We start from the raw sequence: 22,088 nt of genomic DNA on the forward strand, positions 1-22,088 counted from the left end.
ACATGAAGGTCATCGTCGACATGGACAAGTGCCAGGACCACGGGCAGTGCGTGTTCTCCGCGCCCGAGGTCTTCAGCCTCAACGACGAGGGGCACCTGGAGTACGAGAGCGCGCCCGACGACTCCCTGCGCGACGCGGTGGAGGAGGCGGCCGACGTCTGCCCGCTCCAGGCCATCACCGTCGAGGACTGAACGGTGCCCGACGGAGCGGGGGGACGGATCGTGGTGGTCGGTGCGTCACTCGGCGGCCTGCGCGCCGCCGAGCAGTTGCGCGCCGCGGGCCACACCGGCGAACTCGTGGTCATCGGCGACGAGCCGCACCGGCCCTACAACCGGCCGCCCCTGTCCAAGGAGGTCCTCGCCGGGGAGGTCTCCTTCGACCGGGTGGCGTTCCGGATGCGGTCCAGTACCGCGGGCGTCGACTGGCGTCTCGGGACCGCCGTCACGCGGGCCGTCCTCGCCGCACGCACCGTGCGCCTGGCCGACGGGACGGAGATCTCCTACGACGGCCTGGTGATCGCCACCGGGCTGCGCCCGCGGCGGCTGGACGCCCCGGGTTCGGGGCCGTCGCGGCACGTCGTGCGGACGCTGGGCGACGCCGCCGCCCTGCGCGAGCGCCTGCGCCCGGGGGCGCGGGTGACCGTGGTCGGGGCGGGCTTCATCGGGTGCGAGGTCGCCGCGACCGCCCGCACGCTGGGCGCGGACGTCACCGTGGTCGCGCCCGAGAGCGAGCCGATGCTCCGGCCGCTCGGTCCCGCTCTCGGGGCCGAGCTTCGCCGTCGCCACCGGGAGCGAGGCGTGCGGTTCCTGCTCGGCCGCACGGTCGCGCGCTTCACCGAGACCGGGCTGGAGCTGTCGGACGGTGCGGCGGTGCCCGCCGACGTCGTCGTCGAGGCGGTCGGGTCGGTCCCGTGCACGGAATGGCTGGAGGGCAACGGGCTCGACCTGTCCGACGGCGTGCTCTGCGACGGCGCGCTCCGCGTCGAGGGGCGTCCGGACGTGGTGGCCGTCGGCGACGTCGCCCGGTTCCCCAACCCCCGGTACGACGACGTCGCCCGCCGGGTGGAGCACTGGAGCATCCCGGCCGACACCGCCAAGCGGGCGGCCCGCTCGCTGCTCGGGCGGGAGGAGGGGCCGTTCATGCCGCTCCCCTTCTTCTGGAGCGACCAGTACGACATGCGGCTGCAGTCGTTCGGTGCGCCGGGCCTCGGCTGCGACGACATCCGCGTGCTGGAAGGCGGCCTCGGCGGCGAGGCGGTGCTGGGATACCACCGCGGCGGGCTGGTCGGCGTGGTGATGCTCGGTTGCACCCGCCGCCAGGCCCACTACCGGAAGCTGCTGCTGGACGACGTCCGGGTCGCGGCGTCCTGACAGGACGAACGTGCCCCCGGCGCCGGATCCGGCCGGCGTCGGGGGCACTTCGCGTCGCGGACCTCAGATCTCGGCGAGCCGGCAGCAGCACCGTCCCGCCTGCAGGCAGGCGGCGCCGTGGGCCTGCTTCCCGGCGGACATGCCGGCGTTCACGATCTTCTTCGTCCGGGCGTCGGCCTTGCCGTCGTACACCACCCGGCCGCCCTGGACGGTCGCGGCGATGGGGAGGTCGACCAGGTCGTGCGGGGCGGCGCCCAGGAGGTCGGCGTCGACGACGCACACGTCGGCCGCGTTCCCGGGCTCCAGCGTGCCCTTCCAGCGCTCGGCGTGGTCCTGCCAGGCGGGCGTCCGGGTGTACGTCACGAGCGCCTCCTTCACCGTGATGCGCTCCGCCTCGCCCGCCACGCCGCCGAACCTGCCTTCGCGCAGGACGGCCGACTGCACGCCCTGGAGCCAGCTCGGGAACGTCACCGACGCGTCCGACGCGCTGCTCACCCGCACGCCGAGGTCGAGCGCGCTGCGGTACGGCCACTGGTAGTCCGTGCGCTCGGGGCCGAGGACCGGGTCGAGCGTCCGGCCCAGCAGGTACTTGATCGTCGCGTTCATGTTGACGCCGATGTCGTTGCGCGCCATCTTCCGCAGCGTCTCGCGCGGCGTCAGGTCGCCGTGGATGACGTAGTGCCGCAGGTCGCGGCGGCGCCGGTTGCGCCGCATCGCCGCGAGGTAGCCGGCGACCACCGCGTCGATGGTGGCGTCCCCGGTCGCGTGCGTCCCGATCTGGAGCCCGGCGTCGTGGGCGGTCCGGATCAGCTCGTGCAGGTTCGCGACCTGCTCCGCGGAGGTGTCCCCCTCCATCATGAGACGGCCGTTGCTGCCGTCGAGGTAGGGCTCGTGCAGCCACGCGGTCTGCGCCGCGGTCGGGACGCCGTCACCGAAGACCTTGACGCCCGCGACGCGCAGGATGCGGGGGTCCACGCCGCGCAGCGGCTCGTACGCGTCGAGCATGTCCCGCAGCTCGTCCAGGGTCGTCCCCGCGGACAGCAGCGCGTTGACCCGCAGGCCGAGGGCCCCCGAACGCGCCTTCCGCTCGTACAGGGCGAGCCGGCCGAGGCCGATCCCCGGATCGGTGACGCTCGTGATGCCCAGGCTGTGCAGGAGGTCGATCGCCCGGTCGAGGGCGTCCGAGACCTCCTCGTCGGTGAACGGCGGGACGTGCCGGCCGATGAGGTCCCGCGCCGTCTCGCGCAGGACGCCGGTGGGCTCGCCGTCGGCGTCCTTCTCGATCACCCCGCCGGTCGGCGGCACGGTGTCGCGGGTGATCCCGGCCATCCGCAGCACGACGGAGTTGACCGCGACCGCGTGGGCGGAGAAGTCCCTCAGGACCACGGGGTGGTCGCCGGAGACGGGGTCGAGGTCGGTCCTGCGCGGCGGGCGGGGCAGCCGGTTGTCGTTCCAGCCCTGCCCGCGGATCCAGGCGCCGGGCGCCGCGTCCTCAGCCGCGGTGCGCACGGCCGCGACGAGCTCCTCGATCGTGGCCGTGTCGACGTCGATGGTGAACGGCGGGTAGTCGAGCCCGAAACCGCCGAGATGCAGGTGGGAGTCGTTGATGCCGGGCAGCACCGTCCCGCCGCCCGCGTCGAGCGTCTGCGTGCCCCGGCCCGTGAACCGGCGCATGTCCTTGTCGCGTCCGGCGGCGACCACGACGCCGTCGCGGATCGCGATCGCCTCGGCGGTGCGGAAGTGCCTGTCCAGGAGAAGGACCTTGCCGTTACGGATGATCAGGTCGGCGGGGCCTCGCCCCGGCCCGCGCCCGCCGGGGTCGGCCATGGCGGCGTGCGCGGGCAGGGTTCCGGCGATCGCGGCACCGGCCGCCGCGGCGGCCGATCCCTGCAGGAACCGGCGTCGGTCGAGTCGGTTTCCCATCTACGGGCTCCGTTTCATGAGCAGTGGGAGGTTCATGAGCAGTGGGCGCACATCTGGCGGGGGTCGGGACGGCGCGCCCAGCCGGCCGCCTGGGCGCGGGCGGCGGGGGCACGCTGGGATGCGTTCGCGGCGTCGTAGGCGATCTCGCCGTTGACCACCGTGAGCGCGACGGGGACGTCGGTGATGGCGTGCGCGTCATGGGTCAGGCGGCCGCGCGCGTCGAACAGGGTGCCTTCGAGGACGCACAGATCGGCGGCCATTCCGCGGGCGAGAGCGCCCTTCCATCGGTCGGCGTGGTCCTGCCAGGCTCCGGCGGTGGTGTAGGTGCGCAGCGCCGGGCGGACGCCGATGATCTGGTCCGGGCCGGAGACCTCTCCTGAGCCGCCCTCGCGCAGGAGCATGGTCTCCAGGCCCTGCCGCCAGTCCGGCGCGACGTTCGGCGCGTCGGAGGCGCTCGTCACGGCGACCCCCGCGCGCAGGGCCGACCGGTAGGGCGTCTGGTACGCCGCGCGCTCGGCGCCCACGACGTCCGGCTGGGAGTCGGCGATCAGGTGCTTGATGTTGGGGTTCAAGCTCACTCCGCAGCGGTTCTCCGCCAGGAGGCGCAGCGTCTCGGGCCAGGCGAAGTCGCCGTGGATGAGGTAGTGCCGCGGGTGGGTGCGCGGCCGCCGCCGGAGCGCCCTGGCGTACGCCGCGGTGACGGCGTCGATGGCGGCGTCGCCCGTGGCGTGGGTCCCGATCTGCATTCCGTGCCGGTGCACCAGGCCGACCATGGCCGTGAGCTCGTCGACCTTGTCCTGATCGGTCCCGCCGTCGGTGACGAGGCCGCCCCGGCCGCCGCCGACGTAGGGTTCGCGCATCCAGGCCGTCCGGCTGGCGATGGGCACCCCGTCGGCCCGCAGCTTCACGCCCGTGATGTTGAACCAGCGTGGGTCCACGTCTTCGGGCGGGCGGTGGCCGCCGAGTATCTCGCGCACATGGTCGGCGGAGGTCGGGTACGTGTCGTCGGGTCTGCTGAGCAGGGCCGTGACCCGGATGCCGAGCGCGCCGCGGCCGGCCTTGCGGGCGTAGACCCGCTGGGCCTCGGCGCCGATGCCGGGCTCGGTGAAGCTGGTGATGCCGTGGCTCAGTAGCAGGGCGACGGCGGTGTCGACGGCATCGGCCTGTTCCTGTTCGGTGTAGGGCGGTACGTGCCTGTTCACCAGGTCCATGGCGGTCTCGCGGAGGAGGCCGGTCGGTTCGCCCGAGGAGTCCCGCACGATGACCCCGCCGCTGGGGTCGGGCGTGTCCCGGTCGATGCCGGCCAGTTCGAGGGCCTTGCCGTTCACCCACAGCACGTGGTTCGACCAGTCGAGCAGTACGACGGGGTGGTCGGGCGACACCGGGTCGAGATCCTGGCGGGTGGGCGGCCGTCCCTCGGCGAAGGCGTTCTCGTTCCATCCCTTGCCGCGGATCCACGTGCCCTGGTCCGCCTGCCGCACGGCCTCACCAACCGCGGCGACGGCGTCGGCGATGGAGCGGACGGCGGGCTCGCCGACGTCGACGGTGTACGGCGGCAGCGCCAGACCCGTCCGCAGGCCGTGCAGGTGCGAGTCGTTGATGCCGGGCAGGACCGTGCGGCCCCGGAGGTTCACGACCTGCGTCCGGCGGCCGACGAGGCGGCGCACCGAAGGGTCGGGGCCGGCGTGGACGATCCGGCCCGCCTTGACCGCCAGGGCGGAGACGATGCGGAATCCGCGGTCCATGGTCAGTATCTGGCCGTTGTGCAGGACGAGGTCGGCCGCCTTCGAGGACGGGTCCGCGTCCTGAGCCCAGGCGTTCGCGTGGATCAGGGGCTGAGCGGCCGCGCCGGCGGCCAGGCCGGCGCCTCCCCGCAGCAGTCCCCGGCGGCTCAGCGGGCTGTGCTCCATGAAGGCTCCTCTCCGGCGGCATCCCAAGAAGTTCGGGCCCAAACGGCTTTTAGAATGTTCGGGCTCAAACGATCTGTCAAGGGTGCCGGAGAAGAGTCAGGGGCCGGGAACGCGGCGACCCCGCCTCGAAACGAGGAGGCGGGGTCGTCCGGGGTCGCCGTGCGAGGCGGGCTTCAGCCGCGCGCGCGGCGGCCCGAGCGGCGGGGCGGGAGGGGTGCGTCGCCGCGCAGCGCGTCGCGTCGCGTCTCGCCCTCGCCCTCCAGGTGCTCGACGATCGTGCCGAGGATCTGTGCCAGCGACGCGTTCTGCGCCTGGTCGAGCCCCTCGACGACGAACGCCTCCTCGGCGTTGAACTGCGGGAACAGGTGCTCCATCAGCTCCTGGCCCTTGTCGGTGAGCCGGAGCACGACCAGCCGGCCGTCGGTGTCGTGCGGGCCGCGCTCCATGAGCCCGCGCCCCTCCAGCGTCTTGGCCACCCCGGTGAGGGTCCCCTTGGAGATGCCGGCCTCCTCCGCGACGTGGCGGGTCTCCATCTCGCCCCAGATCCACACCACCCACAGGACGACGAACGACGTCCAGGTGAGGTCGGCCGCGCGCAGCACGGAGCTTTCGAAATGCTGGCGGATCGCGGCGGCGGCCCGGTAGATGTTGGAGACCGCCATCATCGCGTCGTGGCGCAGGGGAACGTCGCCGAGCCGCCGCTGGATGGCCTGCTCGGTCTCGCGCAGTGTGTGGTGGCCGGTCACGTGTGTCCTCTCGCGGGCCCCGGCACCGGGCCCGGAGCCCGGCCCCGGCGGGTGGGGCGGTACCGAATCTACCGCCGCCACATATCGTTCACGCCCGTACGACCACCGTGATCCGCGTCATCAGCCGCCTGTGCCGTCCCAGAGGCGCCTGCCCCCGTTCCAGACGACGCCGACCTGGCGGTAGTAGGCGCCGATCACCTCGCCGACTTCGAGGCGGGCGAGTTCCTCGGTCGGCGTGTCGAAAAGCCGCAGCTCGGCGTCGCCCGCCCAGGCGGGGCCGGCCTCGAAGCCCGCCCCGCCCGACTCGATCAGCTCGTTGAGCGCCGGGGCGCCGTCCGGCTCGATCGAAGGCAGGAAGCGGTGGTGGGCCATCGGATGGCCGTTGACGAAGCCGTTGCCCTCGGACGGTTCGCGCAGGGTGACCACGGCCTCGGCCAGCCGCCGGTCGGCGGCGGCCAGGGTGGCGCCGAAACGTCCGCCCGCGTCGATGCGCGGAGCCGCGCGCCCGTACGGGTGGGGACGGGTCTGGTGGATCGATCCGAGCTTCTTCGGGTAGCCCTGGTGCAGTCCCCGCGCGACGGCGAAGTCCTTGTCGACCCAGATGTAGACGCAGCGGCTGTAGGTGCGCCCCTGGAAGGAGCAGCGCACCACGACGAAGCACTCCTTGTACTGGGCGCGCACCGGGTCGAGCAGTTCCTCGGCCGACTCCGAGCAGGACTGCCAGTCGGCCCAGATGATCGCGACCGCCCCGGGGTCCCCGGCCGCGGGTTCGAGGGGGGCCGGGAGCAGTTCGGCGACGCGCGCCGGATCGGTGCGGTACTCCACGGTGAGCAGGTCCCCGGAGTAGTGCCAGGGCGGACTCGGAATCAGCGACGAGCGGCCGGTCGCCGTCTTCGGATACAGGAATCCCCGGACCTGTGCCATGAGCCCTCCTCGATATCGTTTGGGACCGTACGATATGCGGGGGTTGCACTCCTGTCACCTCGCGGGCGAAGGTTCACCCCAAGTCGCTTCCGACTCTTGCCAGGCCAGAGCGCCACCCATATTGTTTGTGCCCAAACGAAGCTTCGCGGCTGAGGGGAGCCCCATGCCACAGCAGCCCGTGGACGTCCACGACATAGTGGAACGGCTGACGGCGGACGGAATCGACGTCGTCCGGGTCTCCTACCCCGACCTGATCGGCGTCGACCGAGGCCGCGACGTCCTCGTGGACCGGCTGCCAGCCGTGATGGAACACGGCCTGGCGTTCTGCCGCGCGGTCTACCACACGAGTCCTCAGGGCGATGTCGTCGACGTCGCCGGCGGCATCGACGCAGGCCTGCCCGACATCTGCGTCCGGCCCGACCTGTCCACGCTGGCCGCGATCCCGTGGGAGCCGGGCGTCGCGCAATGCCTCGGCGAGGCCTACGAGCCGGACGGCGCCGCACCGTGTGCGGAGGGCCCCCGGGAGGTCCTGCGGCACGCCGTCGGGCGCCTGGCCGAACTCGGGCTCGTCCCCGTCGCCGGCCCGGAACTGGAGTACTTCCTGTGCGAGGCCGACACCCTCTCCCCCAACGGGTGGCGCCGCTACGGCGAGGGTCCGGGCAACGTCTACACCGTCGGCCGCAGGACCGACCCCGACGGGCACCTGCTGCGCACTCTGCGGCACCTGCGCGACTTCGGACTCGGCGTGACCATGGGCAACCACGAGTTCTCCTGCGGCCAGTTCGAGGTCAACCTGCACCACTCCGAAGCACTCGACGCCGCCGACCGGGCCTTCCGGCTGAAGTCGGCGGTCAAGGAGATCGCCCGCACCGAGGGACGGATGGCCACATTCATGGCCAAGCCGTTCAACGATGACGGCGGTTCGGGGTTCCACGTCCACCTCTCGTGCGTGGACGAGAACGGCCACAACGTCTTCGACGGGCCGGACACCGGCCCCCACAGGCTGTCGCAGACCGCGCACCAGGCGATCGCCGGCATCATCGCGCACGCCCCCGCCCTCGCCGCGATCTTCAACCCGACCGTCAACTCCTACAAGCGCTTCGGCCCCGACACGCTCGCCCCCTGGCTGATCGACTGGGGGCTGGACAACCGCAGCGCCATGGTGCGGGTGCCCCCCGAACGCGGCGGCGCCACCCGCCTGGAGGTACGGCTCGGCGACGGCGGCGCCAACCCCTACCTCGGCATCGCGGCCCTCGTGACCGCCGCCTACCTGGGCATCCGCGACAAGCTCACCGCGCCACCGCCGCTGGAGGGCTACGGCTACGACACCGCCAAGGCCACCCTGCTGCCCGGCACCCTGACGGCCGCGCTCGACGCCCTGGCCGCCGACGAGGACCTCATCGACGCGCTCGGCGAGCGGTTCGTCGGCTCCTACCTGACCTACAAGCGCGACGAGGTCGCCCGATTCCAGCGGCACGTCACCGACTGGGAGTTCCGCGAGTACGCCCAGCACCTGTAAGGAGACAGCATTGGCAGCCGACACCCTCCCGGTCGATCTCGCCGACCTCGACAACTTCATGGACGGCCGCACGCCGTGGCGGATGTTCGACGAGCTGCGCCGCGAGGACCCGGTGCACTGGAACCCCGAGACCGACGGCGGCAGCGGTTTCTGGGCCCTCACCCGGCACGCCGACATCGTGGCGGTGGACCGGGACGCGGAGACCTTCACCTCCACCCGTTTCGTCAACCTGGAAGAGGTGGACGACCGTCAAGCGGCCATCCGCCGCTCCCTGCTGGAGACCGACGGGTCCCGGCACATGGCGCTGCGGCGCCTGCTGCAACGCGAGTTCACCCCCCGGGCGGTCGCGGGCTACGCCACGTTCCTGCGCGGGCTGACCGCCCGCACACTGGACGCCGCGCTGGCCAAGGGAACCTTCGACTTCGTCCAGGAGGTCGCGGCCGACTTCCCGATCAACGTGCTCGCCCGGATGCTGGACGTCCCCGAGGGCGACACCGAGCGGCTCATCGACTGGGGCAACCGGATCATCGCCAACACCGACCCCGACTACGCCGACGTCCTGCTGCACAGCGAGGAGAGCGAACAGTACCGCGACCTGCCCTTCCGCAGCCCCGCCTCGCTCGAGGTCTTCGAGTACGGCCGGGAACTGGGCGCCCGGCGGCGCGGCGGAACCGGCACCGATCTGATCAGCAAGCTGGTCAACCAGGTCCCGCGCGACGGCGAGCCGCTGTCGGACCGCGACTTCGACAACTACTTCCTGCTGCTCGTGGTGGCGGGCAACGAGACCACCCGGCACGCCATCACCCACTCCATGCAGGCGCTCATAGACCACCCCGCCGAGGCCGGCCGGCTACGCGAGAACCTCGACCTGATGCCCACCGCCGTGGAGGAGTTCCTGCGCTGGGCCTCGCCCGTCTACCACTTCCGCCGCACCGCCACCCGCGACGTCGAAATGCGCGGCAAGCAGATCAAGGAGGGCGACAAGGTCGTGCTCTGGTTCGCCTCCGGCAACCGCGACGAGGACGTTTTCGCCGACCCCTACCGCTTCGACGTCACACGCACCCCCAACGACCACGTCACCTTCGGCAAGGGCAGCCCCCACTTCTGCCTGGGCAACGCGTTGGCCCGCCTGGAGATGCGCATCATGTTCGAGGAGCTCCTGCCACGGCTCTCCGACATCCGCCTGGCCGGGGACGTCCGGCGCGTCCGCTCCAACTTCGTCCACGGCGTCAAGGAAATGCCGGTCACGGTCACGCTCGCCTGAACCCGCCGTCCGCCGCGGACGCCGCCGGTCCGGGCCGGGCGGATCAGCCGGCGAACGCCTCCTCGATGACGTCCAGGCCCTCGGTCAGCAGATGGCCGGGGATGACCAGCGGCGGCAGGAAGCGCAGCACGTTCCCGTACGTCCCCGCGGTCAGGACGAGCAGGCCGCGCGCGTGGCAGCGGCGCGCGATCTCCGCGGTCAGCTCGGAGTCGGGCTCCTTCGTGCCCGGCCGCACCAGCTCGACCGCGGTCATCGCGCCGCGCCCGCGCACGTCCCCGATCGCCGGGAACCGCCCGGCCATCGCCCGCAGCCGAGGCAGCATGACCTCGCCGATCCGGCGGGCCCGCCCGGCCAGATCGTGCTCGCGGATCTCCTCCAGGACGGCCAGGGCCGCCTCACAGGCGAGCGGGTTGCCGCCATAGGTGCCGCCGAGACCGCCACCGTGCACCGCGTCCATCACCTCGGCGCGGCCCGTGACGGCCGCGAGCGGCAGCCCGCCCGCGATGCCCTTCGCGGTGGCGACCAGGTCGGGAACGATCCCTTCGTGCTCGCACGCGAACAGGTCACCGGTCCGGGCGAAGCCGGTCTGGACCTCGTCGGCGATGAACAGGGCACCGCTCGCACGGCAGAACTCGGCGAGCGCGGGCAGGAAGCCCGGCGCGGGCTCGATGAACCCGCCCTCGCCCAGGATCGGCTCGACCAGCACGGCCGCGATGTTCTCCGGCCCGATCTGCTTGGTGATCTGGTCGATCGCCAGTGCCGCCGCCTCGGGCCCGCAGTTGTCCGGACCGGTCGGCCAGCGGTACGGATAGGCCAGCGGCATCCGGTACACCTCGGGTGCGTACGGGCCGAAACCGTGCTTGTACGGCATGTTCTTCGCGGTCAGCGTCATCGTGAGCAGCGTCCGGCCGTGATAGCCGTGGTCGAACACCACGACGGCCTGCCGTCCGGTGGCGTACCGGGCGATCTTCACCGCGTTCTCCACGGCCTCGGCGCCGCTGTTGAGCAGGATCGAGCGCTTCTCGTGGTCGCCGGGCGTGACCCGGTTGAGGTTCTCGCAGACCGCCACGTACGACTCGTACGGCGCGACCATGAAGCACGTGTGGGTGAACCGTTCGACCTGCGCCTTCACCCGCCGGGCGACGCGCGGATTGGCGTTGCCGACGCTCGTCACGGCGATGCCGGACGCGAAGTCGATGAACGAGTTGCCGTCGGCGTCCACGATCACGCCGCCGTCGGCGTCGGTCACTCGCACCGGCAGGACGCTGCTGACGCCCGGGGCGACGGCGGCCTTCCGGCGCTCGGCGAGCGCCCGCGAGTTCGGCCCCGGGATCTCGGTGACGACACGTCGTTCCTGCGGAAGGCGTCCGTCTCCCACCGCGGGGAGGCTCTCGTTCTGACTGTTCATATGCCCGAACATAGGCGCGCCCGACAGCATGGAGAAGCTCCAGGGCGGCGAACCGCACCGCGCCGGCTGGACGCCGTGCACATTGACCAAGCGCGAACCACCGGCACGTGTTCTCAGGTAGGGCGCGGGGTGGGCGGGGTTTCGTCGAAGATCAGCCAGGTTCGGGTCGAGCGGACGCCCTCCACCGCGTGGACTCGGGAGAGGACGACGTCGCGGAGTGACGCGTTGTCCGGGGTGCGGACCAGCATGACCAGGTCGACGTCACCGCCGACGAACGCCAGGTGCTCGATGCAGGGGACCTCGCGGAGCCGGGCGGACACCTTGCGCCAGGAGTTCTGCTCGATGTTGACCAGAACGTAGGCCGCCGTTCCGAGTCCCGCGCGGACGGGGTCCACCCGGGCGGTGAAGCCGGCGATGACGCCCTCGCCGACGAGGCGTTCCACGCGCGTGTAGGCGTTGGAGCGGGAGACGCTGACCCGCTCGGCGAGGGCGCGCATGGAGAGGCGGCCGTCCGCCTGGAGTTCTCGGAGGATCTCGCGGTCGACGTCGTCGAGAGGGGCGGCCGATCGTCCGGAGGGATCGGGGGGCGGCGCGCCCCCGGGCGACAGTTGGTCCATGGCGGGCCTTCAGTTCGGCCAGATGTCCTGGCTTTTGATCGTCTATTGAGACTTATGGATGGATTGGTTCATATTTCTAGCACCGATTGAGTACGGAGGTACCGAGCGCGGAGGTGGGTCCTATGACGGGTCCGGTGGAGGCGCTGCTTCCCTCGGCGGAACCCGTGCGGTTCCTGACCGACGACGGGGCGGCCGTGCGCGGGCGCCGTCCCGGCTACCCGGTGCCGGATCCGGAGCTGCTGCGCCGGGCACACCGGGCGATGGTCGTCGGGCGGCGGTTCGACGCGCAGGCGACCGCGCTGACCAAGCAGGGGCGCCTGGCCGTCTACCCGTCCAGCCATGGGCAGGAGGCGTGCCAGGTCGGTTCGGTGCTGGCCCTGGAGGACGGCGACTGGTTCTTCCCCACCTACCGGGAGTCGGTCGCGCTGGTGACGCGCGGCATCGACCCGGTGGAGGTGCTCGCTCTGCTGAGGGGGGACGCGCACTGCGGCTACGACCCGGGGCGTCACCGCGTGGCGCCGCAGTGCACGCCGCTGGCGACCCAGACCGTCCACGCGGCGGGGCTCGCGTACGCGGAGCGGCGCAAGGGGACGGGACGGGTCGCGCTGGCCTGCGTGGGCGACGGCGCGACCAGCGAGGGCGACTTCCACGAGGCGCTCAACTTCGCGGCGGTCTTCAAGGCGCCCGTGGTGTTCCTGGTGCAGAACAATCAGTACGCCATTTCGGTACCGCTGGAACGGCAGACCGCCGCGCCCTCCCTGGCCTACAAGGGAATCGGGTACGGGGTGCGTTCCGAGCGGGTCGACGGAAACGATCCGGTCGCGGTGCTGGCCGTGCTGGCGGCGGCGGTCGAGCACGCCAGGTCGGGTCGCGGGCCGTTCCTGGTCGAGGCCCACACGTACCGGCTCGAATCGCACACGAACGCCGATGACGCGTCCCGGTATCGCACGGACGCGGAGGCCGGGCAGTGGCGGCGGCGCGATCCGGTCGCACGGCTGAAGACCTATCTGCGGCGGCGCGGCCACCTTTCGAAAGCGGACATCGCCGCGTCGTCCGCCGAGGCCGAGGAGTTCGCCGGACGGCTGCGGGACCGGATGAACACCGATCCCGAACTCGCCCCGCTGGGCATGTTCGACCACGTCTACAGCACCCCGACCCCGCAGCTGGACGAGCAGCGGGCGCTGCTGCGGGCCGAGATCGAGGCCGAGGAGGCGCTGCCGTGATCACGATGGCGCAGGCGCTGAACACCGCGCTGCGCGAGGCCATGGGCGAGGACGAGCGGGTCGTGGTCTTCGGTGAGGACGTGGGCGCGCTCGGCGGCGTCTTCCGCATCACCGACGGGCTGACCGCCGAATTCGGAGACGACCGGTGCTTCGACACTCCGCTCGCCGAAGCGGGAATCGTGGGATTCGCCGTCGGGATGGCGATGGGCGGTTTCCGGCCCGTCGTCGAGATGCAGTTCGACGCCTTCGCCTATCCCGCCTTCGAGCAGATCGCCTCCCACGTGGCGAAGATGCGCAACCGCACTCGCGGGCACGTCGCGCTGCCGCTCGTCATCCGCATTCCCTACGCGGGCGGGATCGGCGGCGTCGAGCACCATTGCGATTCCAGCGAGGCCTACTACGCCCACACGCCGGGCCTGAAGGTCGTCACTCCGGCGACGGTGGAGGACGCGTACTCGCTGCTGCGGGAGGCGATCGACGATCCGGACCCGGTCGTCTTCATGGAGCCGAAGAAGCTCTACTGGTCGAAGTCGGACGGCTCGAGATCCGGCGGTTCGAAGCCGGACACCGGGCGGCTCGCGCGCACGGGGCCGTTCGGCCGCGCGGCCGTCCGGCGCTCCGGCGGCGACGCGACGCTCGTCGCGTACGGCCCGAGCGTCCAGGTCGCCCTGGACGCCGCCCAGGCCGCCGCGGAAGAGGGCTGGGACCTCGAAGTCGTCGACCTCCGGACGATCGTCCCCTTCGACGACGCGACCGTGGCCGCGTCCGTCCGCCGGACGGGGCGCTGCGTCGTGGTCAGCGAGGCCGCGGGGTTCGCCGGGGTCGGAGCGGAGATCGCCGCGCGGGTCCAGGAGCGCTGCTTCCACAGCCTGCACGCGCCCGTGCTGCGGGTGACCGGCCTGGACATCCCGTATCCGCCGCCAATGCTGGAGCACCGCCACCTGCCGGACGTCGACCGGATCCTCGACACGCTCGACCGCCTCCAGCGCGGCGACCGTCCCGACACCCGTTTCCTGGACGGTGCGGCATGAGCGAGGCGACGGTGTTCCGCCTGCCGGACCTGGGCGAGGGCCTCACCGAGGCCGAGATCATCGAGTGGAAGGTGGCGGTCGGCGACGTCGTGGCGGTCGACCAGACCGTCGTCGAGGTCGAGACCGCCAAGGCGGCCGTCGAGGTCCCCTGCCCGGTCGCCGGCACCGTGACGGCGCTCTACTGCGAAGCGGGGTCCGTCGTGGACGTGGGCGCGCCCCTCCTCGCCGTGGACGGCGGGCAGGAGCAGGCCCCGGAGCGGGAACGGTACCGGGAGGAGGAGCGGGCCGGGTCGGGGAATGTGCTCGTCGGGTACGGGACGGGCACGGCTCGCCGGTCCCGGAGGGCCGCCGCACGGGCGGCGCGACCGTCCCCGGCGCCGGTGAGTGAGGCGCCGGTGAGTGACGTGCCGGCGGGTGAGGCGCCGGTGGGTGAGGCGCCGGTGGGTGAGGCGCCGCGGGTCATCTCGCCCGTGGTGCGGCGGCTGGCCGGCGACAACGGAATCGATGTCGGCGCGATCACGCCCAGCGGGCCCGGCGGCGTCGTGCTGCGGCGGGACGTCGAGACCGCGATCGCCGCCGCGTCCCGGACGGCCGCGTCCCGGGCACCGGAAACGTCCCGGCCGGACGAGGGCGACTCGGTTCGCGTGCCGCTTCGGGGAGTGCGGCGTACGACGGCCGACAAGCTGGCCCGCAGCCGCCGCGAGATCCCGGACGCGAGTACGTGGGTCGATGCGGACGCCACGGCGCTGGTACGGCTCAGGAAGGACATCGGGCGCGCCGATCCCGGCGCGCGGGTCGGGATGCTGGCGCTGTTCGCCCGGATCTGCGTGGCGGGGCTCCGCCGGTTCCCCGAGCTGAACTCCTACGTGGACACCCAGCGGCAGGAGATCGTGCAGATGCCGCGGGTGCATCTCGGATTCGCGGCGCAGACGGAGCGAGGTCTCGTCGTGCCGGTCGTCCGCGACGCGCAGCGGATGACGCTGGCCGAACTCGCCGCCGGGCTCAAAGAGCGTGCGGACGAGGCGCGGGAGGGACGGTCGGCCCCGGGAGACCTCACCGGGGGCACGTTCACCCTCAACAACTACGGCGTCTTCGGGGTGGACGGGTCCACCCCGATCATCAACCATCCCGAGGCGGCGATGCTCGGGGTCGGGCGGATCATCGAAAGGCCGTGGGCGTTCAAGGGGAAGGTCAGGCTGCGCAAGGTGACGCAGCTTTCGCTCACGTTCGACCACCGGGTCTGCGACGGGGGTGTCGCCGGAGGTTTCCTGCGGTTCGTCGCCGACTGCGTGGAGCGTCCGGAAGTCCTGGTCACTCATCTGTAGCGGCGCGGCGGTCACGAACAGGTCAGCAGGCCGCGGCGGAGCCGTCGCAGGGGCTTCGCCAGCAGGCGGGACACGCCCGCTGAAGCGGGACCGCGGCCCCGCCGGCGGCGGCGCCCGAGCCGGTGGGCGTGATTGCCGCCGGTCCTGGCGGGTATGTGGCCTGTCCGCCGGACTGTTCCGCCGAACGCACTCCGCCGAACGCACGGGCCGGAGGGGGGAGGCCATGCTTCCGAAGAGACATCGGGGCGGCTGAGGTATGCGAAACCGCCGGTCCGAGCCCTACGGGCCTGATGACGAGCCTGATCTGGTCGGGCAGTACCTCACACAGATCGGCCGTATCGACCTGCTGACCGCAGAGGACGAGGTCGAACTCTCCAAGCGGATCGAGGCCGGCGTATACGCACGCCATGTGCTGGACACCGGGGAGAGGCCGCGCACCCCGGCCCGCAGCGGCAAGGCCCGTCGCGAGAACGCCCGTCGCGAGAACGCGGAGCCTGAGGAGCTTGAGGCGATCGCGCGGGACGGGGAACGGGCCAAGGATCACATGATCCGGGCGAATCTGCGGCTCGTCGTGTCGGCCGCCCGCAAGTTCCCCCATCGCGGGCTGTCGCTCCTCGACCTCATCCAGGAGGGCAACCTCGGGCTGATCCATGCGGTCGAGAAGTTCGACTACGCCAAGGGCTACAAGTTCTCCACGTACGCGATGTGGTGGATCCGGCAGTCGATCGGGCGCGGCCTCGCCGAGAAGGCCCGCACCGTGCGGCTTCCCGCGCACGTCGTCGAGGACCTCGCCAAGATCGCCCGGATCGAGCGCGGGCTGGAGCGCGCGGGCGCCGAACCGACCGACGAGCGGGTCGCGGCCGAGGCCGGCGAGTCCGTCGAGAAGATCATCGCGCTGCGGCGGGTGGGCCGCGACGTCCTCAGCCTGGACAGCGTCGTCGGGGACGACGAGGACACCCGGGTCGGGGACCTGATCGCCGACACCTCCGAGGTCGCGGCGCCGGACCTGGTGGAGTTCCAGCAGCTGGCCGAGGAGCTCCGGTCGATGGTCGACCGGCTCCCGCCCCGGGAGTCGATGATCCTCACGCTCCGGTACGGCCTCAACGACGGCCGTCCGCACACGCTCCAGGACATCGCCGACCGCATCGGCCTCACCCGCGAGCGGGTTCGCCAGCTCGAGAAGCAGGCACTGGTGCAGTTGCGGGATCCGCGGCACGGCGAGCCGCTGCTCACGTGGGTCGGCTGACAGCCCCCCGCAGACCTGATCCTTAAGTCCGCTTTCGCTCCTGCTTGTTGTGATCGGCACGACGCACACCACGGGTCACCACACCACGCGTCACCACACAACGGTCACAACGAGCAGGGGGAACCGAGCATGGCTCTCAGCCGGCGTACGAAGATCTTCATCGCGGCGGCGGGACTGGCCGGGGCGGGCACGGTCGCCGGAGGCGGCGCGGCGCTCGCCCATACCGGGCCCGAACCGGTCCAGACGCGGCTTCAGATCGTCGATCACAAGGTGTCCCACGCGGACGCACCGGGCCGGGACTGCCCGGACAAGCAGGGTGAGCAGGACGGCCGGGGCGCGGCCGAGGGCACGCAGTGAGCGGCGGGCTCGACGCCGCCCGCGTCCGGCCGCCGGGCACCGCGCTCGGGGAGCGGGCCCTGTTCGAGGTCAAGCGGGTCATCGTCGGCCAGGACCGGATGATCGAGCGGATGCTCGTGGCGGTCCTGGCCGGGGGCCACTGCCTGCTGGAGGGCGTGCCGGGCGTGGCCAAGACGCTGGCGGCGCAGACGCTCGCCACGGTCGTCGGCGGCTCGTTCACCCGGCTGCAGTTCACCCCGGACCTGGTGCCCGCCGACATCGTGGGCACCCGCGTCTACCGTCCGTCCACCGAGAGCTTCGACGTCGAGCCCGGCCCGGTGATGGCGAACGTGGTGCTCGTGGACGAGATCAACCGCGCCCCGGCGAAGGTGCAGTCGGCGCTGCTGGAGGTGATGGCGGAGCACCAGGTCAGCATCGCCGGCCGCACGTTCCCGGTGCCGTCGCCGTTCCTGGTGATGGCGACCCAGAACCCGATCGAGTCGGAGGGCGTCTACCAGCTGCCCGAGGCCCAGCGCGACCGGTTCCTGCTGAAGATCGACGTCGGGTATCCGACCGAGGAGCAGGAGCTGGCGATCGTCTACCGGATGGGGGTGCGGCCGCCCGAGGCGGGCCGGGTCCTGGACGCCGGGGAGGTGACCGCGCTGCGGGACGCCGCGAAGGCCGTCTTCGTCCACGACGAGGTGGCGCGGTACGCGGTGCGGCTCGTCGCGGCCACCCGTGACCCGGCGGGCCACGGCGTCCCGGAGGTGGCGGGCATGCTCGCCTACGGGGCGGGGCCGCGCGCGTCGCTCGGGCTGATCGCGGCCGGGCGGGCGCTGGCCCTGCTGCGCGGGCGGGAGTACGCGCTGCCCGGTGACGTGCGCGACCTGGCCGGGGACGTGATCGCGCACCGGCTGGTGCCGTCGTTCGACGCGCTCGCCGACGGTGTCGGGGCCCGGTCGGTCGTGGACAGGATCGTGGCGGCGGTCCCCCCGCCGCAGGTCGCTCCCGCGGAAGCCGACACGGGGACCGGCGCCGAGGCGGCCCCGGGGGGCGCCGCGGCGCCCGGCACGGGGGTGGACGCCGCATGAACGGCGCCCGCCTTCGTGATCTGGCGCCCGAGCAGGCGCTGCGACGACTGGAACTGACCATCACGCACCGCCTGGACGGGTTGCTGCAGGGAGACCATCTGGGCCTGCTCCCCGGTCCGGGGTCGGAACCCGCCGAGGGCCGCGAGTACGTCCCCGGCGACGACGTGCGCGCCATGGACTGGAACCTCACCGCCCGCATGACCACGCCCCACGTGCGGGACCGGGTCGCCGACCGGGAGCTGGAGACCTGGGTGCTGGTGGACGCGACCGCCAGCATGGACTTCGGCACCGGGCGGATCGAGAAGCGCGACCTGGCGGTGTTCGCGGTGGCGGCGGTCGGGTTCCTGACCGAGCGGACCGGCAACCGCCTGGGCGCGCAGATCGTCCATGACGCCGGGACGCGCCGTGTTCCGGCGCGCACGGGGCGGCCGCACCTGCTCGGCCTGCTGGGAACGCTGCTGTCGGCGCCGCGCGGCCAGGGAGGGCGGGGGGACGGCTCGCTCGGCGCGGCCGCCGACCTGCTGCATCGCACCGGGGCCGGGCGACGCGGCCTGGCCGTGGTCGTCTCCGACTTCCTGGAGCCGGTGGACACGTGGGAGCGCCCGCTCCGGCTGCTGGGCGCGCGCCACCAGCTCCTGGCCGTCGAGGTCGTCGATCCCCGCGAGCTGACGCTGCCGGACGTCGGCATGCTGACGCTCGTCGACCCGGAGACGGGGCGCAAGCGCGACGTTCCCACGGGCCGCCGGCTGCGCGAGCGGTACGCGGCCGCCGCCGCGGGGCAGCGCCGGGAGATCGCGGCCGGGCTGCGGCGGGCGGGCGCGGCGCGGCTGCGGCTGCGGACCGACGGCGACTGGGTGCGCGACCTCGTCCAGCACGTCCTGGCGCAGCGTCGCGTCGCGGCGGCGGCGCCCGCGCGGCCGACCGCGGCGCCGCCCGCTCCGGGAGGTGTGGCGTGAGCTTCCTCGACCCCGTCCGGCTGCTGCTGTTGCTGGCGCTGCCCGTCCTGGTCGCCGCGTACGTCGTGATGCAGGTGCGGCGCGGCAGGTACGCGGTGCGGTTCACGAACCTGGCCCTGCTCGACAAGGTCGCCCCCGCCCGGCCGGGCTGGCGCCGCCACCTGCCCGCGGCGGCGTTCCTGCTGATGGTGGGGTTGTTCGTCACCGGTTTCGCCCGCCCGGCCGCGGACGTGCGGGTGCCGCGCGAGCAGGCGACCATCATGCTGGCGGTCGACGTCTCGCACTCCATGCAGGCCACCGACGTCGAGCCGACCCGGCTGGAGGGCGCCAAGCGGGCCGCCAGGACGTTCCTGGACCGGGTGCCCGGCCGCTTCAACGTCGGCCTCGTGTCGTTCTCGGGGACGGCGGCCGTCGTGGTCCCGCCGACCACCGACCGCCGGGCGATGGCCGCCGGCATCGACGGGCTGCGGCTCGGCCCCCGCACCGGGATCGGCGAGGGGGTGATCGCCTCGCTGGACGCCATCGCCGGGTTCGGGGCGCAGTTCGGCCCGGGTGGTGGTGACAGGGAGGCGCCGCCGGCGCGGATCGTGCTGCTGTCGGACGGCACCAACACCGCCGGGCGGGAGCCCGGGGAGGCGGCCCGGCGCGCCACGCAGGCCCGCGTCCCGGTGTCGACGATCGCCTACGGCACGCCCGAAGGCGCCATGTTCCAGAACGGGTACATGGTCCCGGTGCCCGTCGACGGCCCCGCGCTGCGGCGCCTCGCGCAGGACACCGGCGGCAGCCACTACCAGGCCGCCTCCGGCGCCGAACTCCGCGGCGTCTACGAGGACATCGGCAGCAGCGTCGGCTACCGCACGGAGCAGCGGGAGATCTGGGCCTGGTTCATCGGCGCGGGGCTGCTGCTGTCGTGCGCGGTCGCCGCCGCGTCCCTGGTGTGGTTCTCCCGCCTGCCTTGAACGGCGAGCCCAGGAGCGGAGTACTGACTAGTGAGAGATGAGCGTGAGGAGCCTCATGAGTTATCCACCGCAGGCGGACTCCCGGTACGGCATGGGCCACGACACCACCCAGTACGATCGCCGCGACGACGTCCGGTACGGCTTGGGCGACCCACGCGGTCCAGATTTCCTGTCCCCTCCGCCCCCTCGTACGTGGCCCCAGGACGATCCGTTCAGGCGCCCCCCGCCGTCCGAACCGTGGGCGCTGCCCGCCTACGACGAGCCCCGCCGGAACCGCAGGGGCGGCCCAGGCCGGGCGGTCGCCGCGGCCGTGATCGCGGCGCTGCTCGCCGGCGGCGTCGCGGGTGGCGTGGCCGGGCGGGTGACCGCCGGGGAGCCGTTCACGGGACTTTCGCAGTCCGAGGCCGGGCCGGTGAGCGCCGGGACCGGCAGCCTCAGCGACGTGGCGGCGCGGGTCCAGGCGAGCGTGGTGTCGGTCGAGGTGCGGGCGGCGGGCGCGCGGGGCACCGGGTCCGGGTTCGTGATCGACCGGCAGGGGCACGTGCTGACCAACGCGCACGTCGTCGAGGGCGGCGGCCGCGTCACCGTGGTCCTGGCCGACCAGCGCCGCGTCGCGGCGCGCGTGGTGGGCTCCGACCAGGCCCTCGACCTGGCGGTGCTGGCGATCCCCGCGCAGCAGAGCCCGCAGCCGCTGACGTTCGGCCGCTTCTCCGCCGTGCGGGTCGGGGACCCGGTCATCGCGCTCGGCTCCCCGCTGGGCCTGCAGGGCACCGTCACCGGCGGCATCGTCAGCGCGCTGAACCGGCAGGTCCGGCTGGGCGAGGGCGGCGCGGGGACCGCCCTGCAGACCGACGCGTCCATCAACCCCGGCAACTCCGGCGGCCCGCTCGTCAACGCGCGCGGCGAGGTCATCGGGGTGAACACGGCGATCGCGACGCTGATGCGCGGCGGGAGCGGGGGCTCGATCGGGATCGGGTTCGCGATTCCGGCGGACCGGGCGCGGCAGGGGGCGCAGCGGCTCGTACGCTGACCCGCCCCGTCCGGACGCCCCCGCGCGGGTGCCTGATCCGCGTACTTTAACGAAATGGGAGAAAGGGGGCGTCCCGGATGCGGGTGCTGGTGGTGGAGGACGAGGAGGACCTGGTCGAGGCGCTGCGGTACGGGCTCGTCCGCGCCGACTACGCCGTCGACGTCGCCTACGACCTGGAGGAGGCCACGCAGAAGCTCTACGCCTCCGCCTACGACCTGATGGTCCTGGACCTCGCCCTGCCCGACGGCGACGGGTTCGACCTGTGCCGCGCGATCCGCAGCGGCGGCCTGGACGGGGAGAGCGGCCCCGACCTGCGGATCCTGATGCTCACCGCGCGGGACCGGCTCGCCGACCGGGTGCGCGGCCTGGACGAGGGCGCCGACGACTACCTGGTCAAGCCGTTCGCGTTCCCCGAGCTGCTGGCACGCGTCCGGGCCCTGCTGCGCCGCGACAGCGGCGGCGGGTCGGCGGTGCTGGCGTTCGGCGACCTGCGGCTGGACACGGCGCGGCGCGAGGCGTTCCGCGGCGAGCGGCCCCTGCGGCTCACGCCCAAGGAGTTCGCCGTCCTGCGCTACCTGATGAGCCGCCCCGGGAAGGTCGTCTCGGCGGAGGAGCTCCTGGAGCACGTGTGGGACGAGAACGCCGACCCGTTCACCAACACCGTCCGCGTCACCGTCGGGACCCTGCGCCGCAAGCTCGCCGCGCCGGACGAGACGCAGGTCATCGAGACCGTCGTGGGACACGGCTACCGCCTGCTCGAAACCGGCCCCGAAAAGGGAACGGGCCCCGGGAACGGAACGGGCACCGTCACCGCCGGGAACGGGGGGCCGGCGTGACCACTCCCCCGGAGCAGCCGCGGAACCCGTCCGGCCGGCCGCGGATATGGACGCGGGGAAGGCGCGGCTTGAGCCTGGTCCATTCGATCCGGTTCCGGCTCACGGTCATGTACTCGACGCTGCTGTTCGTCCTCACGGCCGTGGTGCTGGGCGCGGTCTACCTGGCGGTGGCGCGCAGCACCGAAGCCCAGCCGATCACCAAGACGTTCAACGCGGAGAAGATCGTCCAGATGCCGGACGGCACGCAGCAGCGGCTGGGGCAGGTCGAGGTCGTCAAGGTGCAGCAAGTCGAGCAGGCCGTCAACTACGAGACGCGGCAGACCCTCGGGCGCTACTCGATGATCATGCTGGGCGGGCTGTTCGTGGCGAGCCTC

20 protein-coding genes and 1 pseudogene are annotated in these 22,088 nt (G+C 72.8%); 15 read left to right on the forward strand and 6 right to left on the reverse strand.

Annotated elements, in window-relative coordinates; genetic code table 11:
* Window positions 1-2: 2 nt before the first annotated feature.
* Complete coding sequence (locus E1285_RS11500; RefSeq protein WP_132150994.1) at window positions 3-191, forward strand: ferredoxin; 189 nt, start codon at window positions 3-5, stop codon at window positions 189-191.
* A gap of 3 nt (window positions 192-194) precedes the next feature.
* Entirely contained in the window at window positions 195-1,370 is a 1,176-nt protein-coding gene (locus tag E1285_RS11505) for an FAD/NAD(P)-binding oxidoreductase (protein WP_207946538.1), read from the forward strand.
* A 63-nt stretch (window positions 1,371-1,433) separates the two neighbouring features.
* Here E1285_RS11505 and E1285_RS11510 read toward each other — a convergent pair whose 3' ends face one another.
* The 4 genes from E1285_RS11510 to E1285_RS11525 all read right to left on the reverse strand — a co-directional run bounded on the left by E1285_RS11510 (window position 1,434) and on the right by E1285_RS11525 (window position 6,873).
* The gene (locus E1285_RS11510) at window positions 1,434-3,293 is read right to left on the reverse strand and encodes an amidohydrolase (protein WP_132150996.1); all 1,860 of its coding nucleotides are present in this window, start codon (window positions 3,291-3,293) and stop codon (window positions 1,434-1,436) included.
* A 32-nt stretch (window positions 3,294-3,325) separates the two neighbouring features.
* A complete protein-coding gene (locus tag E1285_RS11515; protein ID WP_132150998.1) occupies window positions 3,326-5,203 on the reverse strand; it encodes an amidohydrolase in 1,878 nt (625 codons plus the stop codon).
* Between the two features lie 173 nt (window positions 5,204-5,376).
* Window positions 5,377-5,949, reverse strand: a complete 573-nt coding sequence (locus E1285_RS11520; RefSeq protein WP_132151000.1) for a MarR family transcriptional regulator — start codon at window positions 5,947-5,949, stop codon at window positions 5,377-5,379.
* Window positions 5,950-6,069: 120 nt separating this feature from the next.
* On the reverse strand, window positions 6,070-6,873 hold the full coding sequence (locus tag E1285_RS11525; RefSeq protein ID WP_132151002.1) for an acetoacetate decarboxylase family protein: 804 nt from the start codon (window positions 6,871-6,873) through the stop codon (window positions 6,070-6,072).
* Between the two features lie 163 nt (window positions 6,874-7,036).
* Here E1285_RS11525 and E1285_RS11530 point away from each other — a divergent pair, with 163 nt between their 5' ends.
* Together E1285_RS11530 and E1285_RS11535 are read left to right on the forward strand one after the other, a co-directional pair.
* A complete protein-coding gene (locus E1285_RS11530) occupies window positions 7,037-8,392 on the forward strand; it encodes a glutamine synthetase family protein (RefSeq protein ID WP_132151004.1) in 1,356 nt (451 codons plus the stop codon).
* Window positions 8,393-8,402: 10 nt separating this feature from the next.
* On the forward strand, window positions 8,403-9,656 hold the full coding sequence (locus E1285_RS11535; RefSeq protein ID WP_243722720.1) for a cytochrome P450: 1,254 nt from the start codon (window positions 8,403-8,405) through the stop codon (window positions 9,654-9,656).
* Between the two features lie 43 nt (window positions 9,657-9,699).
* Here E1285_RS11535 and gabT read toward each other — a convergent pair whose 3' ends face one another.
* Both gabT and E1285_RS11545 read right to left on the reverse strand, forming a co-directional pair.
* Window positions 9,700-11,064 (reverse strand): 4-aminobutyrate--2-oxoglutarate transaminase, encoded by a 1,365-nt coding sequence (gene gabT, locus E1285_RS11540; RefSeq protein WP_132151006.1) that lies wholly within the window; start codon window positions 11,062-11,064, stop codon window positions 9,700-9,702.
* 113 nt (window positions 11,065-11,177) lie between these two features.
* A complete protein-coding gene (locus E1285_RS11545; RefSeq protein ID WP_132151008.1) occupies window positions 11,178-11,681 on the reverse strand; it encodes an Lrp/AsnC family transcriptional regulator in 504 nt (167 codons plus the stop codon).
* A gap of 122 nt (window positions 11,682-11,803) precedes the next feature.
* Here E1285_RS11545 and pdhA point away from each other — a divergent pair, with 122 nt between their 5' ends.
* The 11 genes and pseudogenes from pdhA to E1285_RS11600 all read left to right on the forward strand — a co-directional run.
* Window positions 11,804-12,904, forward strand: a complete 1,101-nt coding sequence (gene pdhA / locus E1285_RS11550) for a pyruvate dehydrogenase (acetyl-transferring) E1 component subunit alpha (RefSeq protein ID WP_132151010.1) — start codon at window positions 11,804-11,806, stop codon at window positions 12,902-12,904.
* Window positions 12,905-12,909: 5 nt separating this feature from the next.
* A complete protein-coding gene (locus tag E1285_RS11555) occupies window positions 12,910-13,935 on the forward strand; it encodes an alpha-ketoacid dehydrogenase subunit beta (RefSeq protein ID WP_132151034.1) in 1,026 nt (341 codons plus the stop codon).
* Window positions 13,932-15,260: a dihydrolipoamide acetyltransferase family protein gene (locus tag E1285_RS11560; RefSeq protein WP_132151012.1), complete on the forward strand. Its 1,329-nt coding sequence runs from the start codon at window positions 13,932-13,934 to the stop codon at window positions 15,258-15,260. Before E1285_RS11555 ends, E1285_RS11560 begins: the two co-directional genes overlap by 4 nt.
* A 256-nt stretch (window positions 15,261-15,516) precedes the next feature.
* Window positions 15,517-16,506 (forward strand): sigma-70 family RNA polymerase sigma factor, encoded by a 990-nt coding sequence (locus tag E1285_RS11565; RefSeq protein WP_132151014.1) that lies wholly within the window; start codon window positions 15,517-15,519, stop codon window positions 16,504-16,506.
* A 129-nt stretch (window positions 16,507-16,635) separates the two neighbouring features.
* Entirely contained in the window at window positions 16,636-16,863 is a 228-nt protein-coding gene (locus tag E1285_RS11570; RefSeq protein ID WP_132151016.1) for a hypothetical protein, read from the forward strand.
* Window positions 16,860-17,933 (forward strand): MoxR family ATPase, encoded by a 1,074-nt coding sequence (locus tag E1285_RS11575; RefSeq protein ID WP_243722721.1) that lies wholly within the window; start codon window positions 16,860-16,862, stop codon window positions 17,931-17,933. The genes E1285_RS11570 and E1285_RS11575 overlap by 4 nt, the downstream gene beginning before the upstream one ends.
* On the forward strand, window positions 17,930-18,889 hold the full coding sequence (locus E1285_RS11580) for a DUF58 domain-containing protein (RefSeq protein ID WP_132151018.1): 960 nt from the start codon (window positions 17,930-17,932) through the stop codon (window positions 18,887-18,889). Before E1285_RS11575 ends, E1285_RS11580 begins: the two co-directional genes overlap by 4 nt.
* Window positions 18,886-19,848 carry a VWA domain-containing protein gene (locus E1285_RS11585; RefSeq protein WP_132151020.1) on the forward strand — a complete coding sequence of 321 codons (963 nt, stop codon included), beginning with the start codon at window positions 18,886-18,888 and terminating at the stop codon, window positions 19,846-19,848. Before E1285_RS11580 ends, E1285_RS11585 begins: the two co-directional genes overlap by 4 nt.
* 55 nt (window positions 19,849-19,903) lie before the next feature.
* Window positions 19,904-20,878, forward strand: coding sequence for a trypsin-like peptidase domain-containing protein (locus E1285_RS11590; protein ID WP_207946539.1), 975 nt, complete (start codon window positions 19,904-19,906; stop codon window positions 20,876-20,878).
* Window positions 20,879-20,955: 77 nt separating this feature from the next.
* Window positions 20,956-21,633, forward strand: a pseudogene (locus E1285_RS11595) (response regulator transcription factor); the annotation flags it as partial.
* A 149-nt stretch (window positions 21,634-21,782) separates the two neighbouring features.
* On the forward strand, window positions 21,783-22,088 hold a 306-nt coding region (locus E1285_RS11600), incomplete at its 3' end, for a hypothetical protein (RefSeq protein WP_207946540.1).

It is taken from the genome of Actinomadura sp. 7K507 (genome assembly GCF_004348425.1).
GTDB lineage: Bacteria > Actinomycetota > Actinomycetes > Streptosporangiales > Streptosporangiaceae > Spirillospora.

What these genes read in the sequence shown, in the direction of transcription:
- E1285_RS11500 (WP_132150994.1), top strand. Translation starts at nt 3, where the DNA reads ATGAAGGTCATCGTCGACATGGACAAGTGCCAGGACCACGGGCAGTGC.
- E1285_RS11510 (WP_132150996.1), bottom strand. Translation starts at nt 3,293, where the DNA reads ATGGGAAACCGACTCGACCGACGCCGGTTCCTGCAGGGATCGGCCGCC.
- E1285_RS11515 (WP_132150998.1), bottom strand. Translation starts at nt 5,203, where the DNA reads ATGGAGCACAGCCCGCTGAGCCGCCGGGGACTGCTGCGGGGAGGCGCC.
- E1285_RS11525 (WP_132151002.1), bottom strand. Translation starts at nt 6,873, where the DNA reads ATGGCACAGGTCCGGGGATTCCTGTATCCGAAGACGGCGACCGGCCGC.
- E1285_RS11530 (WP_132151004.1), top strand. Translation starts at nt 7,037, where the DNA reads ATGCCACAGCAGCCCGTGGACGTCCACGACATAGTGGAACGGCTGACG.
- gabT (WP_132151006.1), bottom strand. Translation starts at nt 11,064, where the DNA reads ATGAACAGTCAGAACGAGAGCCTCCCCGCGGTGGGAGACGGACGCCTT.
- E1285_RS11545 (WP_132151008.1), bottom strand. Translation starts at nt 11,681, where the DNA reads ATGGACCAACTGTCGCCCGGGGGCGCGCCGCCCCCCGATCCCTCCGGA.
- pdhA (WP_132151010.1), top strand. Translation starts at nt 11,804, where the DNA reads ATGACGGGTCCGGTGGAGGCGCTGCTTCCCTCGGCGGAACCCGTGCGG.
- E1285_RS11555 (WP_132151034.1), top strand. Translation starts at nt 12,910, where the DNA reads ATGGCGCAGGCGCTGAACACCGCGCTGCGCGAGGCCATGGGCGAGGAC.
- E1285_RS11560 (WP_132151012.1), top strand. Translation starts at nt 13,932, where the DNA reads ATGAGCGAGGCGACGGTGTTCCGCCTGCCGGACCTGGGCGAGGGCCTC.
- E1285_RS11565 (WP_132151014.1), top strand. Translation starts at nt 15,517, where the DNA reads ATGCGAAACCGCCGGTCCGAGCCCTACGGGCCTGATGACGAGCCTGAT.
- E1285_RS11570 (WP_132151016.1), top strand. Translation starts at nt 16,636, where the DNA reads ATGGCTCTCAGCCGGCGTACGAAGATCTTCATCGCGGCGGCGGGACTG.
- E1285_RS11580 (WP_132151018.1), top strand. Translation starts at nt 17,930, where the DNA reads ATGAACGGCGCCCGCCTTCGTGATCTGGCGCCCGAGCAGGCGCTGCGA.
- E1285_RS11590 (WP_207946539.1), top strand. Translation starts at nt 19,904, where the DNA reads ATGAGTTATCCACCGCAGGCGGACTCCCGGTACGGCATGGGCCACGAC.